The organism is Roseovarius sp. M141 (genome assembly GCF_024355225.1).
In the GTDB taxonomy this organism is placed as follows: Bacteria; Pseudomonadota; Alphaproteobacteria; order Rhodobacterales; family Rhodobacteraceae; genus Roseovarius.
The window spans coordinates 3476296-3494179 of sequence record NZ_VCNH01000008.1; the positions used below are offsets into that span (position 1 = coordinate 3476296).

16 protein-coding genes and 1 riboswitch are annotated in these 17884 nt (G+C 63.2%); of the genes, 10 read left to right on the forward strand and 6 right to left on the reverse strand.

Annotated elements, in window-relative coordinates:
* Positions 1-52 precede the first annotated feature (52 nt).
* Both cls and FGD77_RS20955 read right to left on the reverse strand, forming a co-directional pair.
* A complete protein-coding gene (gene cls / locus FGD77_RS20950) occupies positions 53-1483 on the reverse strand; it encodes a cardiolipin synthase (protein WP_255013596.1) in 1431 nt (476 codons plus the stop codon).
* A gap of 142 nt (positions 1484-1625) precedes the next feature.
* Positions 1626-2258, reverse strand: coding sequence for a MarC family protein (locus FGD77_RS20955; protein WP_255013598.1), 633 nt, complete (start codon positions 2256-2258; stop codon positions 1626-1628).
* Positions 2259-2848: 590 nt separating this feature from the next.
* Here FGD77_RS20955 and FGD77_RS20960 point away from each other — a divergent pair.
* The 6 genes from FGD77_RS20960 to mnhG are packed head-to-tail and all read left to right on the forward strand — an operon-like array spanning position 2849 to position 8781.
* The gene (locus FGD77_RS20960; protein WP_255013600.1) at positions 2849-5719 is read left to right on the forward strand and encodes a monovalent cation/H+ antiporter subunit A; all 2871 of its coding nucleotides are present in this window, start codon (positions 2849-2851) and stop codon (positions 5717-5719) included.
* Position 5720: 1 nt separating this feature from the next.
* Positions 5721-6074 carry a Na+/H+ antiporter subunit C gene (locus tag FGD77_RS20965; RefSeq protein WP_255013616.1) on the forward strand — a complete coding sequence of 118 codons (354 nt, stop codon included), beginning with the start codon at positions 5721-5723 and terminating at the stop codon, positions 6072-6074.
* On the forward strand, positions 6071-7609 hold the full coding sequence (locus tag FGD77_RS20970) for a monovalent cation/H+ antiporter subunit D (RefSeq protein ID WP_255013619.1): 1539 nt from the start codon (positions 6071-6073) through the stop codon (positions 7607-7609). The genes FGD77_RS20965 and FGD77_RS20970 overlap by 4 nt, the downstream gene beginning before the upstream one ends.
* Before the next feature lies 1 nt (position 7610).
* Positions 7611-8111 (forward strand): Na+/H+ antiporter subunit E, encoded by a 501-nt coding sequence (locus FGD77_RS20975; protein WP_255013621.1) that lies wholly within the window; start codon positions 7611-7613, stop codon positions 8109-8111.
* Positions 8108-8395, forward strand: a complete 288-nt coding sequence (locus tag FGD77_RS20980) for a K+/H+ antiporter subunit F (protein WP_255013623.1) — start codon at positions 8108-8110, stop codon at positions 8393-8395. Before FGD77_RS20975 ends, FGD77_RS20980 begins: the two co-directional genes overlap by 4 nt.
* On the forward strand, positions 8392-8781 hold the full coding sequence (mnhG, locus tag FGD77_RS20985) for a monovalent cation/H(+) antiporter subunit G (RefSeq protein WP_255013627.1): 390 nt from the start codon (positions 8392-8394) through the stop codon (positions 8779-8781). Before FGD77_RS20980 ends, mnhG begins: the two co-directional genes overlap by 4 nt.
* 338 nt (positions 8782-9119) lie before the next feature.
* Here mnhG and FGD77_RS20990 read toward each other — a convergent pair whose 3' ends face one another.
* From FGD77_RS20990 to FGD77_RS21000, 3 genes are read right to left on the reverse strand one after another with little or no spacing between them, the layout of a single operon-like run.
* Positions 9120-10247 (reverse strand): diguanylate cyclase, encoded by a 1128-nt coding sequence (locus tag FGD77_RS20990; protein WP_369682749.1) that lies wholly within the window; start codon positions 10245-10247, stop codon positions 9120-9122.
* On the reverse strand, positions 10244-10840 hold the full coding sequence (locus tag FGD77_RS20995) for a heme NO-binding domain-containing protein (RefSeq protein WP_369682750.1): 597 nt from the start codon (positions 10838-10840) through the stop codon (positions 10244-10246). The genes FGD77_RS20990 and FGD77_RS20995 overlap by 4 nt, the downstream gene beginning before the upstream one ends.
* Positions 10841-10898: 58 nt before the next feature.
* Complete coding sequence (locus FGD77_RS21000) at positions 10899-12653, reverse strand: DUF4153 domain-containing protein (protein WP_255013630.1); 1755 nt, start codon at positions 12651-12653, stop codon at positions 10899-10901.
* Positions 12654-12805: 152 nt separating this feature from the next.
* A riboswitch (TPP riboswitch) is annotated at positions 12806-12911 on the forward strand.
* A gap of 68 nt (positions 12912-12979) precedes the next feature.
* On the opposite strand from FGD77_RS21000, the gene FGD77_RS21005 reads away from it, so the two are divergent.
* Genes FGD77_RS21005 through FGD77_RS21020 form a run of 4 tightly spaced genes read left to right on the forward strand, consistent with a single transcriptional unit; the run spans position 12980 to position 16069 of the window.
* The gene (locus tag FGD77_RS21005; protein WP_255013634.1) at positions 12980-13948 is read left to right on the forward strand and encodes an ABC transporter substrate-binding protein; all 969 of its coding nucleotides are present in this window, start codon (positions 12980-12982) and stop codon (positions 13946-13948) included.
* Positions 13948-14616, forward strand: coding sequence for a TenA family protein (locus FGD77_RS21010; protein WP_255013638.1), 669 nt, complete (start codon positions 13948-13950; stop codon positions 14614-14616). Before FGD77_RS21005 ends, FGD77_RS21010 begins: the two co-directional genes overlap by 1 nt.
* Positions 14613-15335, forward strand: a complete 723-nt coding sequence (locus FGD77_RS21015) for an ABC transporter ATP-binding protein (RefSeq protein WP_255013640.1) — start codon at positions 14613-14615, stop codon at positions 15333-15335. The genes FGD77_RS21010 and FGD77_RS21015 overlap by 4 nt, the downstream gene beginning before the upstream one ends.
* Positions 15332-16069, forward strand: coding sequence for an ABC transporter permease (locus FGD77_RS21020; RefSeq protein WP_255013642.1), 738 nt, complete (start codon positions 15332-15334; stop codon positions 16067-16069). The genes FGD77_RS21015 and FGD77_RS21020 overlap by 4 nt, the downstream gene beginning before the upstream one ends.
* A 195-nt stretch (positions 16070-16264) precedes the next feature.
* Here FGD77_RS21020 and FGD77_RS21025 read toward each other — a convergent pair whose 3' ends face one another.
* A complete protein-coding gene (locus tag FGD77_RS21025) occupies positions 16265-17827 on the reverse strand; it encodes a trimethylamine methyltransferase family protein (protein ID WP_255014389.1) in 1563 nt (520 codons plus the stop codon).
* Positions 17828-17884 lie beyond the last annotated feature (57 nt).

The window sequence follows — 17884 nt, forward strand, 5'->3', positions numbered from 1 at the left end:
TCTGTGAGATTTCTCATAACCGCGCCATTGGCGCCGCCTGCCTGATCCCGATCTACAGCACCGGGCCGATCGTCGCGATGACGTTGTGCCAGATGCGTCTGTGCCAGGGCCAGGCCAAAACTGCGGGCAGCGCAACCTCTTCCGAGCGTCCGATGTAGTCCTGTTGCCGCTCAAACACGGCTTGGGTCACGCCCTCATCATGCAAAAGGATGTTGTTTTCATAGTTCAGGTCGAAACTGCGCAGGTCGAGATTCGAGGATCCGATCAGACAGACCTGCCCGTCTATCGTCAGCGTCTTGGCATGTAGCAGCCCGCCCTTGAATTCGTGAATGATGCATCCTGCATCCAGAAGTTTGTGATAGTAGCTGCGGCTGGCGGCGGCGACGATCCAGCTGTCATTCGCCGCCGGATAGATCAGAGTCACGGTGACACCGCGCAGGGCCGCTGCGCATAATGCGTCCATCAACGTCATGTCCGGCACGAAATAGGGCGTGGAAATGGTCAGCGTCGTGTGTGCGCTGGCAATCAGATTTGCGAAAAGCTGTGGCGTGGCGGCGTGGCGTTCCGTGGGACCGACGCCCATCACCTGCGCCGGAAACCCGCCTTTGACCGGCTCGGCCGTCAGCTTGATCCCGTCCAGCGGCGCGCCCGTTGCCTGCATCCAGTCGCTGGCGAACAATAGTTGGTTCTGCGCCACGACCGGCCCGGTGAACCGCAGCATGATATCGACCCAAGGTCCGTATTTCTTTTTGGGAAGGAATTCCGGGTCGGCCGAATTGCGGCTCCCGCAATAGGTGATGACGCCGTCGATCACGGTGATCTTGCGATGGTTGCGCAGATCGATACGGCTGGTCAGCAGGACGCGCGGAAGGTTCTTGAACGACAGCGCGATGGCAAGGTTGACCCCGGCGTCGTCCATGCGCTTCCAAAGCTGCGATTTGATCAAGGCGCGCGATCCCAACCCGTCAGCCATCGCGCGGCATGTCACCCCGCGCCCTGCCGCGCGGATCAATGCCTCGGCGACATCGGTGCCGGTCATGTCGCTCAGCCAGATGTAGTACAGCACATGCACGTGATCGGTGGCCGCATCGATATCCGCCACCAGGCGCGCGCGGGTCGCATCGCCATCCGCCATCAATTCGGCCGCGTTCCCGTCCACTGGATGGAATCCGTTGATCGACCCGGCATAGCGAAATGCCGGGCGGTAGGTCAGGGCGATTAACCCGTCGACATTCCGAGCGTCGCCCATGTAGCTGGACGCCTTGGCCCTGATCTCGTCAAAGACTTCCTTGTGCCGCCTTTTCACCCGTCTGCCGATATCAATTTCGCCGAACAGAGAGTATATGACTGTTCCGAAATAGGGCAACAGTATCAGGATGATGAACCATGCCAGCCGTGCGGGCGGGGACAGATCGTCACGCAGCAATATGCGGACCGTAAAGGTCGCAACCAAAAGCGCATGGAAAATCAGAAGAACTGTCATCGGCTACCCTTTGAAATCTCGATGCGCGTTAGCGGCTGCCATTGGCATCGGCAGGATTGCAGATGCGCAGATGATTGGCCGGGTCGAAAATCTTCATTGATGAGCCCTCGGAATTGGGTGACAGGTCACTGCGGCCCCGGCTTCATCCCAGCCCCGGAAGAACGGCTTTTACACCCGCCACGATCATCTCGACCGAGATCGCCAGCAGGATCATCCCCATCAAGCGCGACATGATCACCCGCATGGTGTCGCTCATGATCTTGCCAAAGTAGGACGCAAAGAACAGGACCACAAAGAGCAGGACGAGGATCGCCGCCACCACCGCGCCAACGGATAGCAGGTCGTCCAGACCCTTGGCATGGCCCGTATAGATGATAAGCGTCGCGATCGTTCCAGGCCCCACAATCATCGGAAACGTGATCGGATAAAAGGCGAGCCCGGACAGATCGCTCATCTGGTCCTTCTCCTGCCCGCTGCCGTGATGAGACGCGATGCTGCCGCCGTTCAGCATGGTCCATGCAATATGGGCCAGGACAGCGCCCCCGGCGATGCGAAACTGGTCCACCGAAATCCCGAAAAAGCTGATGATCTTCTGCCCGGCGAACAGGATCACCACACACATGATCGCGGAAAAAATTGTAACTTTGACCGCAAGCACCCGCTGCTGCGCGACCGAGAATCCTGCGCTGAGTGCGAGAAAGATCGGCAAATTCACGAAAGGGTTCATGATGGCGAAGAAGGCGCCAAACGCCTTCGTCAACTCGGTGAAATCCATCGGTCAGCGCCCTTCTTGTCATTTGTGTCACATGTGCAATCGGACGACACTCGTGGAGAAAACCGTCAAGGTCAACCGTGGCTCCACGGCGTTCCCCGCCATCGGGTTCATCCGGCGACGTGCCAGATCCCTATGGTCGCAACCGCGAAGCCGCCCGGTGGCGTCGGCGCCTTTGCGTCGACATCCTGCTCTGCCTCGTCCGTCTTGGTGAGGGGGGCAATATCCCGAAATTACCCTCGTTCCATGCAGAATATGGCGTCTGGGTTTACTGGAAGTCGCTGGCCGCCACGCCATCCAAGGAGGGCAATGGCGGCAGCAGGCGCGACGATGAGGGGCTTCGGACAGTCATCGCCTGCGACGTTGCTCATTCCCATTCCAGACACCACCCCCGATCAACACGCCTTCGCACGGGCGCTGACGGATGCGGATGAGAAACGGGAGGGGGCGGACTGCCGCCTTGCGCTTGCATCTCGCGAAAACACCTTAAAATTGCGACATTCGCGCCCTTAGCACGTTTCCGGCGTCGGTTTTGCTTGAGCCTGCAGCGAAACTTGACCACACATGGACCGGTCAGCAGATCAGGAGTTCGCGTGTCCCTCTTCCTTGTCGCTCTTTTGCCGTTTCTCGGGGCGCTCCTGCCCGGACTGATGAATTCCGCCGGCCGTCAGGCCTGCGCCGGGGTCACGGGGGCAGTGACCCTGACCGCGCTGATCGGGCTTCTGACGAACGCGCCTGCCGTGTTCGCCGGGGAGGTCGTCACTGCCCGTATCGACTGGCTGCCCAGCATCGGGATGAACGTCAATCTGATGCTGGACCCGCTGGGATTCTTCTTCGCCTGCCTGATTCTGGGCATCGGCCTGCTGATCATCATCTACGCGCGGTATTACCTGTCACGCAATGATAACATGGGCGAATTTTTCACCTATCTGCTGCTGTTCCAGGGCGCGATGGTCGGGATCGTCCTGAGCGACAACATCCTGCTTTTGCTGGTTTTCTGGGAACTGACGTCGCTGTCGTCCTTCCTGTTGATCGGCTATTGGAAACACCTCCCCGAAGGCCGTCAGGGCGCGCGCATGGCGCTGACCGTGACCGGCATGGGCGGGCTGGCCCTGATCGGGGGAATGCTGATTCTGGGCCAGATTGCGGGCAGTTATGATCTGAGCGTCATTCTGGAGCGGCGCGATGTCATTCAGGCCTCGCCGCTCTATGTTCCCGCCCTGCTGTTGATCCTGCTGGGATGTTTCACAAAATCGGCGCAGTTTCCGTTCCATTTCTGGCTGCCGCATGCGATGGCCGCGCCGACGCCGGTCAGCGCCTATCTGCACTCGGCCACGATGGTCAAGGCGGGCATTTTTCTGATGGCACGGCTGTGGCCGGTGCTGTCGGGCACCCCCGAATGGTTCATGATCGTGACCGGCGCCGGGCTGATCACGATGGTGCTGGGGGCTGTGATCGCCCTGTTCAAGCATGACCTGAAGGCGCTGCTGGCGTTCTCGACAGTCAGCCATCTGGGCCTGATCACCATGCTGTTGGGCACCGGGACGGGCTTTGGCGCGATGGCGGCAATGTTTCATATCCTGAACCACGCGACGTTCAAGGCCGCTCTGTTCATGTCCGCCGGGATCATCGACCATGCGGTTCACACCCGTGATATCCGTCGGCTGGGCGGACTGCGGCGCGTGATGCCGATCACATTCGTGATCACCACGCTGGGCGCGCTGTCGATGGCGGGGGTTCCGCTGCTGAACGGGTTCCTCAGCAAGGAAATGATGCTGGAGCAAACGCTGCACACCACGCTGTTCGGGATGCCCTGGCTGGTGCCGGCGCTGGCGGTGATCGGATCGCTTTTTTCGGCGGCCTATTGTTTCCGCCTGATCGCGCATACCTTCTTCGGTCCCGAACGCGACGATTATGACGCCCCGCCGCACGATCCGGGCCCCGGGCTGTGGCTGCCACCCGCGATCCTGATCGTGCCGGTCGTGGTGATCGGCGTCGCGCCCTTTCTGGCCGAACCGTTCATAAAGCTGGTGACCGATGCCGTGCTGGGCGGCGCGGTCAAGCTACCCACTGAGCATTTCAAAATCTGGCACGGGCTGGTCCCGGCGCTGTGGATGTCGATTATCGCGACGGCGGGCGCGCTCACGCTGGTGTCGCTGCACGCCCCGGCGCTACGGCTGTGGGATGCCGCACCGCGCCCCGAGGCCAAGACGATCTTTGACCGCGTTATCGACGGGGCTGTCGGCGTCGCACGCGCGATCATTCAGCCGCTGCATGACGGTTCCTTTTCGCGCTATGGCGCGATCATGGCGGTCACTGTCGTGGCCGGTGGCGTGCATGCATGGGCCACCGGGACGATCGGGCCGGCCACATACGACATGCTGCCGATCGGGCCAATTTCCGTTGCGGCCTGGCTGATGCTGGTCGCGGCAACGACGGCGCTGGTATTCCTGCATCGCAACCGTCTGCTGTCACTGATCCTGCTGGGGATCGTCGGGCTGCTGGTATCCGTTGGTTTCGTCTATTTCAGCGCGCCTGATCTGGCGCTGACGCAATTCACCGTCGAAGTCGTCACCACCATCCTGATGCTGCTGGCCCTTAATTTCATGCCCAACCGCACCCCTGTCGAGAGCACCGTTCTGCGCCGCACCCGCGACGCGGCCATCGCTATTGCCGGGGGCCTCGGGACCATGGGAATGGCATATTACTACCTGCTGCGCGACCCGGTGAGCGAGTCGATCTCGGCCTTCCATCTGGCCAATTCGTACAAGGGCGGCGGCGGTACCAATGTGGTCAACGTCATTCTCGTCGATTTCCGTGGCTTTGATACGTTCGGTGAAATCATCGTTCTGGGCATCGCCGCCCTGCTGATCTACGCCCTGACCGAGGCACTGCTGGACGGCCCCATTCGCGCGCGCCTTCTGAACCGAAAGCCCGATCAGCCTCGCGCAGGCGACATCCACCCGCTGATGATGGTGGTCCTGACCCGCGTCATCATGCCGATCGTGCTGCTGGTCGGCTTGCACATCTTCCTGCGCGGCCACAACGATCCCGGCGGCGGGTTCATCGCCGGGCTGATCGTATCGATTGCCGTGGTGATGCAGTATATGGCCAGCGGCTTTAGCTGGGCGTCGGCGCGGCTGCGCTATCCCTACCACGGCGTGATCGGCGCCGGGGTTCTGGTCGCCGGCCTGACCGGCATGGGATCGTGGTTCTTCGGCATGCCGTTCCTGACTTCGGATTTCACCTATGTCCGCATCCCCCCCTTCGAAAAGTTCGAGCTGGCCACCGCCGCCCTGTTCGATCTGGGCGTATTTCTGGCCGTGGTCGGCGCCGTGATGCTGTCACTTGAAAGCTTCTCGCGCCTCGCGCGTCGCGCCCATGTGGAAGATAGCGAACACGCGATGGATATAGACCCATCGCGCGACAGTCCCGCACCGCCCCAGTCGGCAAAGGAGGTCTAAGATGGAACTGCTCGTCGCATCCGCCATTGGCATCCTCACCGCCGCCGGCCTCTACCTTGTGCAGCGCTTGCGCACCTTTCCGGTGATCATCGGCGTGGCGCTGCTGACCTATGCGGTCAACGTGTTCCTCTTCGCCTCCGGGCGGCTGACAATCGGCGCACCGCCAATCCTGAGCGATGCGCAAACCTATACAGATCCGCTGCCACAGGCGCTTGTGCTGACTGCCATCGTGATCTCCTTCGGGATGACGGCGGTCATCGTGATGATTGCGCTCGGGGCTTATCTGGGGGCCGATGACGACCATGTAAATGACCCCACAGAGGGCAGCGAGACCGACAAGGAGGGCACAGCATGATGCACTGGATCATTCTGCCCGTCATCCTGCCCGCTATCGTCGCGCCGTTCATCGTGCTGGCGGCCCGGTATCACATCGGCATCCAGCGGGTCCTGTCGATTGCGGGCGTGCTGGCCCTTATCGTGATCGCGGCGGGCCTTGCATGGCAGGCCTCGGACGGGACTGTCACGCTGTATCAGCTGGGCGACTGGGCCGCACCCTTCGGCATCGTGCTGGTCGCTGACCGGCTGTCGACTATGATGGTGCTTCTGACGGCGGTGCTGGGCTTTTTCGTGCTGCTCTACGCCATCGGATCGAAATGGGATGAGCGCGGGCGGCATTTCCACGCGTTATTTCAGTTCCAGATGATGGGCCTGATGGGCGCGTTCCTGACCGGGGATCTGTTCAACCTCTTCGTGTTCTTCGAGGTGCTGCTGATCGCCTCCTACGGGCTGATGATCCACTCGGGTGGGCATGTGCGCCTGCGGGCGGGTGCCCAGTATGTGCTGTACAATCTGCTGGCATCGACGCTGTTCCTGTTCGCCCTTGGCGCGATCTATGCCGAAACAGGTACGCTGAACATGGCCGATATCGCCGGGCGCGTCGCCCTGATCGACGCGGGCGGCAGCGTCGGTATCCGCGTGGCGGCGGTGCTGCTGCTGCTGGTCTTTGCGATCAAGGCGGCGGTCGTGCCGCTTCATTTCTGGCTGCCCTCCAGCTACGCCGAGGCGCCGGGGCCTGTCGCCGCCCTGTTCGCCATCATGACCAAGGTCGGCGCCTACGCCATCATCCGCGTCTATACGCTGATCTTTCCGCCCGATCTGGAGGTCACTTCGGGGCTGCAAGGCCTGTGGCTGGCCCCTGCCGCGCTGGCAACCCTGGCGGTCGGCATGATCGGTGTGCTGGCCGCGCGTCGGCTGGACCGTCTGGTGGCCTATGCCGTAATCGGATCGATGGGCATGGTGATGATCGCCATCGCGCTGTTCACGCAGGCGGGCATCGCCGCGGCTCTCTATTACATCCCGCACTCGACGCTGGCATCAGCAGCGCTGTTCCTGATCGCCGATCTGGTGCGCAGCGGGCGGACGGATCTGCGGCTGCGCGCGGCGCCGCAGATCGCGGGCGCGTCCCTGACGGCGGGGATGTTCTTTGTGGCGGCCATCGCGATGGTCGGCCTGCCGCCGCTGTCCGGCTTTGTTGGCAAGTTGCTGATCCTAAATGCCGCCATCGCATCCCCGTTGGTTGTCTGGATCTGGGCGGTGGTGCTGGGCGCCAGCCTGATCAGCCTGATCGGATTTGGCCGCGCTGGCAGCACGATTTTCTGGAAGGCGCGCGCGGTGCCCCCCCTTGAGGACACTCCAGCGCCGTCCCTATCCCCGCTGTCCTACACGGCCGTCGGCGGGTTGCTGGCGCTTTTGATCGCGCTGACAGTTCTCGCCGGCCCGGCGCACCGCTACACCACTGCCATCGCCGCGCAACTTTTCGCGCCGGCGCCTTATATCAGCACCGTGCTGGACACGCCCGGCAAGCTGAGCACACCGCAGGAGGGGCACTGACATGACACGCGCGTTCTACTGGCTCTTGCCGCACCCGTTCCTGACACTTCTGCTGACGGCGGTCTGGCTGCTGCTGCAAAACACACTGTCGCCCGGAATGCTGGTGTTCGGACTGATCCTGGGCATCGTGATCCCCTGGGGGACATCGGCCTGGTGGCCGGGTACGCCGCGCGGTGTCCGGCTGGGCCGGATGGCTGTCTATATCCTGATCGTGCTGTGGGACATCATGGTTGCCAACGTACAAGTCGCCTGGATCGTCCTGACCAAGCCCAACTCCCGCCTGCGCCCCGCATGGGTCGTTGTGCCGCTGGAACTGCGCCAGCCCGAGGCGATCACGGTCCTCGCCGGAACAATTACACTGACGCCCGGCACCGTGTCGGCGGATCTGTCGGACGAGGGGCACAGCCTGTTGGTCCATGCGCTGCATACCGACGACCCGGATGCGGTGCGCGACGAAATCAAGCACCGCTACGAGCGGCGCCTGCTGGAGATTTTCTCATGACCCTCGCCATGGATGTGATGAATATCGCGCTCTGGATCGCCTTTGTGACGGTCGCTGCGGCGCAGGTCATGGCCATGATCCGGCTGATCATCGGGCCGGGTACGGGCGACCGGATCCTTGCGCTGGACACCATGGTCGTGAATGCCATCGGCTTGATCATCCTGCTCGGGATAGCTCAGGGTAGCCACATCTATTTCGAAGTCACGCTGATCATCGCCATGCTGGGGTTTGTCAGCACGGTCGCCTATGCGCGCTTCGTGCTGAGGGGGGACATTATCGAATGATCTGGGAAACTGTCGCAATCTACGCCATTTCGATCTGCCTGATCGTCGGTGCCGGCTTTTCGCTGATCGGCTCGATTGGGTTGCTGAAGTTCAACGATGCCATGACACGCCTGCACGCACCGACCAAAGTGGGCACCGTGGGCATCGGCGCCCTTCTTCTGGCGGCGATAATTCATGCGCAGATATTCGGTGACGGGGCGTTGCATGTTCTTTTGGTCATGGCCTTCCTGTTCGTCACGGCGCCGATATCGGCGAACTTCATGGCAAAGGTGAATATCCACAAGGACGCCTGCCCAACCCCGCCCCCGCCGCCGGAGGACGACACCTGGTCAACACTGAACGTACCCGAAGCCGACCGCGCGCTGGAGAGCGAGACCAAAACCTGACGCATAGACCAGAGCCGCGCGCGCGGTACACATAGTCCCTCGCGCTCCCGTCAGACACGTAACGCTATTCCAAAGTCCTGTTTCCCGGCCTTTCGATCTGCCTTTTACAAGACGACCAGAATGGCGTCGCCTGACGAAATGGTATGGTGAGCGATCATCGATGCCGTTCGGACGCGAACTGTCCCGCGAGAGGATAAGCCATTGCCGGGGCATTGACCTGCGGTTCACGCTGTTCCTAAAGCGTTTCGCGAAACGCACCAGACATATGAGCGTTGCACGCGTTTCGCCTTAAGTTTAAGGCGAAACGCTTTAGCAGGCGCCCAGAGCAGAGCGGCACATCACTCGACGGCATCTGCCCCCTTGCTGTCGCCCCAAGCCACCGGACCGCTATGCGCCACGGGGCCGCGCGCATCCGCGGGCCTTTCGCCAGCGTCCGCCAAGGGATCACCGGTATGTCCCAGATCCAGCGAATACGGAATATGGCACCCGCGTCCACGATCCTTGGCAGCGTAAAGCGCCGTATCGGCCTCCAGCATCAGGCGCGCAATATCCGGATGTGCGTGATCGCACGACATTACCGACCCCGCACTGGCCGATATGGTGCAGAACCGATTCGAGAAGGGGATGGGCTGCGACAATCGTCCGATCAGCCGCGCCGCGATTTCATGCACACGACCCGCATCAGTCAGCCGCGTCAGCACCAGCACAAATTCGTCACCGCCGACGCGGGCGACGGTGTCTTCGTCGCGCGTCTCTTCAACCATGATGCGCGCAACTTCGCGCAGCACATGATCGCCCGCCGCGTGCCCCATGCTGTCGTTCACCGCCTTGAAGTAATCAAGATCCAGATGGATCAGCGCAAAATCCTGCTCTGCCTCGGTCAGTCGTTCCAGCACATAACCCAACGCACGGCGGTTGCGCAGCCCGGTCAGCGTGTCTGTATAGGCTTTTTCCTCGGCCGCGATCATGGCGCCCTGAAGGCGCAGGTTCAGCTTGTGCGACGCCTCCATCGCGGCGGTCTTGGCCTCGACCAGATAGAGCATTTCGACAGCGAGATCAGTCGCAGCAAAATCGCTGCTGGTCAGACCGTAATCCCGCACAGCATCAACAACCGAGATCCCGAAGGACAGATTGATCAGCGCGCCACCGACAGGGGCCGCGCCCGGCGCCAGCGGCACGACGACACCCTTCAGGTCGGTACGCTGTGCGCAGCGCATCCGCAGATGCAGTTTGGTGCCCGCCAGCCCCAGCAGCATCCGTATGGATCCATCGGTCTGTGGGCGCTTTATCTCAAACAGATCGGCAAACCGTGCGCCAATCATCGGCGCCGCTCCGAATGTCTTGGCCAATGTCGGACCGGCATGCACCACACACCCCGCGGCATCAAGTACCGCGTGCATGGGGCACAGCACATCCATCATCGCCGTGGCGTGATCAGACCGGTCCTTGCCTACGTGAACACTCACTTCACTGCCCCTACACCCAGATCGAAACGGCGTCCGCTGGCATGCTCCACCGCCAGCAGCCGGATCTCGATCACTTCCAGACCGTCGCGGCGGCCCTTATGGTCCAGCAGGACCAGCGCGCCGTAATCATCTGCCAGCGCGCGCAAAAGCCCGACCATGACATGTCCGAACCCCGGCGTCCGGCTACGGCAGAGCGCGCTGAAACGCCCATCGCCGCGTTCGCGCAGCTCAAGCTCGGGCAGGGCCAAGTCAGGCACGGCAAGCCGCGCGCGCGCAGGCAGATCGTCCAGCGAGTGCAGAAATTCGGTGAAGGTCGGCCCGCCAAAACGCAACAATCGGCGCAGCGCTTCGACGTTGGGATGCGAGACGAGATATGTTCCGATATCTTCGAGGATATCCTGCAACGGGCGACCCAGCACATCAGCGAGGGCGCCCAGCACGTCATGTGTGACATGCTCCTCATAGGTCAGCATCGCCTCGAATTCGGTATAATCCAGCCCGGCGCGCCGCATCACGGTGCCCCAGACGTCGCGCCCATACGTGTCGCGCACGAAACGCTCTATCGCCCGATTGATCAGCCCGTGCATATCCATCTCCGCTACGTCCCTGGTTCAGATATGCACGGCGCACCTTAAGAATTCACCAACGCGGTCAATTTTGCGGAAACAGCTGCATGCCTCCGACCTCCAGCACCGTGCGCGGCGCGGGGACGAGGCGAAACCGACCCTTGAGAATATCCGCAATCACGTCTTTTGAGACATAAGGGTAGTTGCCTCCCAGAATATCGCGCGGATACCCCTGCTGAAACAGGCGCCCCTCATATATCCGGTATGCCACCAGTCGCGCGCCTTCGTCTGCCGTCGCGAACAGGCCGATGGCGCGCTCGGTATCTTCGGCCGGCTCGAACGGGGCGATCACGATGACACAGCCCGGATGCCCCCCGGTCAGGCGGCGCTTGCAAGATTCGTGGATCTGTTGCCGCTCGTCCGGGTCCAGCCCGTCCAGCGCGCCGGGCGGCAGGCTGCTACCCACCGGACGCAGCGGTACGATGCCTTCCAGCGTGACGATTCCGTCATCGCCTGTGGCCTTCTGGTAGTCCCATCTGGCCGGGGTCTGGCGCGCCCTTTCGATCAGGGCCAGCAGATCACCGTCCTCTTGCGCATCCGCCTGCGACTCGAGCCGGGCCAGGCCGCGTTGGCCTGCGATACCCCATTCATTGGCCATCTCCCACAGGGCCAGATCCCGGTCCGCAGCACCAGACCCCGCGCGGGCGATCTGGCTGGCGGTCGCAAGGCGCTCGGCATTCAGAAGGGGCGTCAGCCATAGCGCCGCAATCGCCAGCGTGACCAGTGCCATCCAGCGGTTGACGCTGCGTTGCTGGCGACGCCAATCAGTGCGCGTCAGCAGCGCGACGGCATAGGCCAGCGCATAGATCAGCGCCACCGCAGCGGCGATCAGTCCCGCCACGCGGTGGGGCGTCAGCCCGTACTGGTCCACGCGCAGCCACACCGCCCACAGCGCCAGCGCAGCGGGCACAGGCAGCATCGCGCTCAGCAGGCGGGTCGCCATCAGCATACCCGCGCCCTGCACCGACACGCCATCGTCGCGGTGGATCGCTGTCGTCACCAGGGTAATGCCCGCCACCGTGACCGCCACCAACGTGGCCGCCGCCGAAAACTGACCAAAGAGACTGGCAAGCCCCCGAAACGGCAGCGCCACGATAAACACCGCCAGCACCACAAGCAGCGCAGGCAACAGCACACGGAGCAGCTGGATCACCAGAAACGGCGACACGTAATCGCGCAGCTCATGCACGATGGCCAGACCCAGGCCCAGCGCAATACCGCTGACGAGGTATGGCACCGGCTCCAGCGCAATGACATCCTCGATGATGTCGATCCCGACCAGACCCAGCAACTGATCCGACAGCAGCAGCACCAGCCAGGCCACCCCGACAAACAGCCACGCGGCCGCAACGCGCACCACCAGGTTCCACGCGGTGTCAAACAAGGCCCCGTAGTGGCGCCATCCCCCATGCCTGTGCAGCCCGGCGGTCACGAACGGCACCCCGATCACCAGCAGATAGACAAAGGCGGCCGCCCCGTACCCAGTGTCCAGAAAATCCTCGACCTGCGCATGGCGAAAGCTGGCCCAGAACAGCAGCAGCGCGGCAGGCACCGCCATGCCCAGCGCCGCCACCGCCGCAAGTTTCAGGCGCACCGGCCCCAGCAGCGCCAGCAGCACGCCAAAGAACCCCAGCCCGGCCGCGATGGGCAGCAATGCGGCCCGCGCGTTGTCCACCATGTCCGGCAGAACATTGATCAACCCCCAGACCGACAGGCCTGCCACCGCGCCGACGATGGCGTATAGCAGCCGCGCGTCACTGGTTTTGGATCTGAGCATCATGGACAGCACTCCGGGTATGATCTGACGCATCGTTTCGCCGCAGCCTACCGCCTTTCACGCCCAAGCTGAACGGGCGATTTTCACCGCAGGCGCCGTCCCGCGCGGCGTGGTCTTTCGCGGCTTGCGCGCACGCCCGGCACTTGCTAGGTCTGGCCTATCCGTTGGGGTGCTCCGCTATGCCGGAGCTGAGAGGCGATACGCCGACCCATCGAACCTGATCCGGTCAGTACCGGCGGAGGGAACGGAGATGGCAGACGCCGCCAATGCGGCCCTGCGCCCCTTTTCCGTTTGTCCCGTCGGTCCTGAATCACCACCAAGGAGCCGACATGAAATCCCTCGTTTTCACCGCCGCCTTTCTAAGCGCCCTGACCGCCGTGCCAGCATGCGCACAGGACAAGATGACCCTCGTGCTGGACTGGTTCATAAACCCCAACCACGGCCCTATCGTAATCGCCCAAGAGCGCGGTTATTTCGCCGATGAAGGTCTGGACATTGAAATCATCGCGCCCGCCGATGCCTCGGCCCCGCCCAAGATGGTGGCCGCAGGTCAGGTCGATCTGGCCGTATCCTACCAGCCGCAACTGCACCTTCAGATCGCCGAAGGCCTGCCGCTGATCCGCGTCGGCACCCTGATCGCCAGCCCGCTGAACTGCCTGCTGGTGCTAAAGGACGGCCCAATAAAGACGATCGCCGACCTCAAGGACAGCAAGATCGGCTATTCCGTTGCCGGCGTCGAAGAGGCGCTGCTGAACGCGATCCTGAATCAGCATGACATCACCTTCGATGATGTGGAAATGATCAACGTCAACTGGTCCCTTGGCCCCTCGGTCATGTCCGGACAGGTCGATGCGGTCATCGGCGCCTATCGCAATTTCGAGCTGAACCAGATGGAGATCGAAGGCGCCCCCGGAACGTGCTTTTTCGTCGAAGAGGCCGGCGTGCCGCCCTATGACGAACTGATCTATGTCGCCAACCCCGAGACGATGGATCTGGCGCTGATCTCGCGCTTTTTGCGCGCCACGGGCAAAGCGACGCAATACATCGTCAACCACCCCGACGACAGTTGGGACATCTTCAAATCCACCTCACCCGAGCTGGACGATGCCCTGAACGCCCGCGCGTGGACCGACACGATTCCCCGCTTTGCCCTGCGCCCTGCCGCCGTCGACATCGCCCGCTACGCCGATTTCGAGCGTTTCCTGGCCGAGGCCGGGCTGCTGGACGGCACGCGTTCTGTGTCCGAACTGGCCATCGATCCGGGTGCAACATCCGGCGCACAATCGGAGGCGCAGTAATGTACGGCGATACCTTCACCGCATGGCGCGCGGACGCGGCGCAGGATTGGCACGCCTACACCCATCACCCCTTTGTCGAGGGGCTGAGGGACGGCACGCTGCCGCGCAAGGCCTTTTTGCACTACCTCGTGCAGGATTACGTGTTTCTCATCCACTTCTCCCGCGCCTGGGCGCTGGCGGTGGTCAAGGCGGACACGGTCGAGGAAATGCGCTTTGCCACGACCACGCTGGACGCGCTGCTGAACGGTGAAATCGCGCTGCATGTCGCCACCTGCGCGCGCGAAGGCATCGACGAGGCCACGCTATTCGCCGCGCCCGAGGCGGCGCAGAACATCGCCTATACGCGCTATGTGCTGGATGCGGGCTACTCGGGCGATTTTCTGGACCTGCTGGCGGCGCTCACGCCCTGCGTACTGGGATACGGCGAAATCGGCCTGCGTCTGGCTGCCGGGCGCGGCGACACGCCGTATGGCGAATGGATCGATACCTATGCCGGGTCGGACTATCAGCAAGCCTGTCGCAAGGCTGGCACGCTTCTCGATGGCGCCATTGCCCGGCGGCTGGGGGCAACGCCGCAGGATAGCCCACGGTGGCGCGCGCTTTCACAGCGTTTTTCCACAGCCGTACGGCTGGAGGTGGGCTTTTGGGACATGGGTTTGCAGGGATGACAGCGCCCGGCATCATCCTGGAGGGGTCCGTCGATATCGACGGCGTGCCCCTGATCCCGCCCATCCGGCTCACGGCGGCGGCAGGCAAATGGACCTGCCTGCTGGGACCGTCCGGCGTGGGAAAGTCCACCATCCTGCGCCTGATTTCGAGCATCGCGGACGAGGCGACGTTGACCGGCACGTTAACTGCCAGTGACGGCGCCCCCCTCGCCGGGCGCGTGGCGCTGATGGCACAATCCGATCTGCTGCTGCCGTGGCTGACCGTCGCGCAGAATGTCACCCTGGGTGCCCGCCTGCGCAACGCGGCGCCGGATGAAAAGCGCGCCGCCGAACTGCTGGACGAGGTCGGGCTGCGCGCACACGCGGAAAAACGCCCCGCCACGCTATCGGGCGGCCAGCGCCAGCGCGCCGCACTGGCGCGTACCTTGATGGAGGATCGCCCCATTGTCCTGCTGGACGAGCCGTTCTCGGCGCTGGATGCGCGCACCCGCGCGCAGGTGCAGGACCTGACGGCACAGCTGCTCTCGGACAAAACCGTGCTGATGGTCACGCATGACCCGGCCGAGGCGGCCCGGCTGAGCGACGTCATCCTCATCCTCGGCCACGGCGGACTGCGCGAACGGCCCGTGCCCCCCGGCGCCCCGCCGCGTGCCGTGGATGACGCGCCGACCCTCAGTGCCCAAGGCGCCCTGCTGGCCGAACTGAGGGCCGGACCATGAGGCGCGTCGGCAGCATCGCCGCCTCGGCGCTCGTCGCGCTGGCTGCATGGCAGGCGCTGGTCCTGCTGACCGGTGTGCCACGATTTATTCTACCTGGCCCTGCGCTGGTGGCCGAAACGCTCTGGACCAGCCGCGCCCTGATCGCGCACCATACGATGATCACGGCCATCGAAGTGCTGGCGGGCCTCGCCCTCGGCGCCACCTTGGGCGGGGCGACAGCCATCGCACTGGCCGCATCCCCCCTCGCGCGCCAGCTGGTGCGCCCCATGTTGATTTTCAGCCAGGCGGTGCCGGTTTTCGCCCTCGCCCCGATCCTGACCCTGTGGTTCGGCTATGGCATAGGATCCAAAGTGGTGATGACGCTGCTGGTGATCTATTTCCCCGTCACCTCGGCCTTTTTCGACGCCCTGATGCGCACGCCCCAGGCCTGGATCGACATGGCGCGCCTCATGGGCGCCAGCCCCGCGCGCATCATGCGCCACATCCGCATCCCGGCCGCCCTGCCCGGTTTTGCGTCAGGCCTGCGACTGGCCGCAGTCTATGCCCCCATCGGCGCGATCATCGGCGAATGGGTCGGCGCGTCCAAGGGTCTGGGCTATCTGATGCTGCTGGCCAATGGACGTGCAAAGACAGACCTGATGTTTGCCGCGCTCATTGTCCTGGCGATCTGCACCGTCCTGCTGCACGCCGCCGTCGATCGCGCCTGCCGCGCCACGCTGGACAGAAATGGCTGACCGGACTCCTTTGGGCAGGCGTCGGATTTGGGTATTTTCACCAAGAAAAAACAGCGATGCGCGCCATTGGTTTTTCTTGGTTCAAATACCCATCAACGCTCGGCAAAAAGCAGCGTCCATAGCGCAGGTCGGCGCGCCTGCAACGGGCGGCTCTTGAAACCTGCGCGCGCGCAGCGTGCTCCTTTTGGCGACGGGTCAATAATCGGTGGGCGCGCCGCCTTCGGATTTTCGGCGGGCGACGAAATCCGCCAGTTCTTCGCGGATGGCTTCGTCCAGGGCAGGTGGCTCGAAACTGGCAAGGATGTCCTGCACCAACTGATGCGCCCGCTGCGCAGTCCAGACACCACCATCGGCCTCCCATGCCTCGAAATTGCGCCAGTCGCTGAGGAAGGGCTGATAGAACGCCGTCGTATAGCGGTCCTGCGTGTGCTGGATGCCAAAGAAGTGACCCTGATCGCCGACCTCGGCGATGGCGTCCACGGCAATCTCGTCCGGGCCGGTGGCAGTCAGCATCGGGTCCATGTAGCGCTGGATATGCTGTAGGATCTCGCAGTCCATGACGAACTTCTCGGGGCTGGCGATCAGCCCGCCCTCCAGCCAGCCCGCCGCGTGATAGACCATGTTGGTGCCCGATTGCACCGCAGACCACAGGCTGTTCGACGTCTCCCACGTTGCCTGCGCATCGGGCACGTTCGCGGCGCAGACGCCGCTGGCGCGCATCGGCAGCTTGTAGAGGCGCGCCAGTTGCCCGGTCATCTGCGTTGCGCGCATGTATTCGGGCGTACCGAACGCGGGCGCGCCGGATTTCATATCGACGTTGGAGGTAAACGTGCCGATCGCGCAGGGCGCGCCGGGGCGCACCAGCTGGGCAAGGACCACCGCCACCAGCGCCTCGGCCAGCGATTGCGCAACTGCACCCGCCATCGTCACCGGCGCCATCGCGCCCGCCAGCGTGAAGGGTGTCACCACCAGCCCCTGCCCCCGCCGCGCAAGGCGCATCCAGCCGTCCAGCATCGGCGCGTCGTGTTTCAGCGGCGAGGTCGAGTTGATGTTGGTGAACATGCGGGGGGTCGCGTCGAATTCGTCGTGGCTGTGCCCACCGGCGATGCGCACCATTTCCATCACATCCTCGACCCGCTCCTTGCCCAGACTATAGGCGTGGCAAACCTTGTCCGTCAGGGTCAGCGCATCGTACATCACATCAAGATGACGCACCGAGGCGTGAATGTCCTGCGGCTCGACCGGATAGCCACCGGTGAAATGGATGCAGTTGAAATACTGGCTTAGCTTCAGCAGGTTGGCGCACATCTCGCGCGTGCCAGTCACCTTGCGGCCCAGCTTCATATCCCAATAGCTGGGCGGCGACGACACGTTGCCGAAGTTCAGATGGCGTCCGCCCATGGTAATGCGGCGGTCGGGATTGCGCGGCGTGATCGTCCACTGCTCGGGGGCTTTGGCCACCTCCTCCATCACGAACTCGCGGCCCATACGCAGGTTGGTGCCGGAAATGGTGCAGCCGGTGCTGGCCCGGAATATCTCAAGTGCCTCGGGGTTCAGGATCTCGATCCCGATCTCCTCCAGAATGCGCATGGCGCCGTCATGGATCGCGGCGATTCCGGCATCGTTCAGCGGCTCGGTCGGGCGGTCGATGTTGAGCGGTGGATTCCACGGCATCTGCTCGATCACCGCCGTGCCGCGACGATCCGCGTTTCCGGCACGGCCACCGGTCCGTTTGCGGCGCTTCAGGTCTTCGGTCATCGCGCGTCCCTCCGTCATGGCTTGGTCCTATCGAACCACGCCACGCGCCGGAGTGGT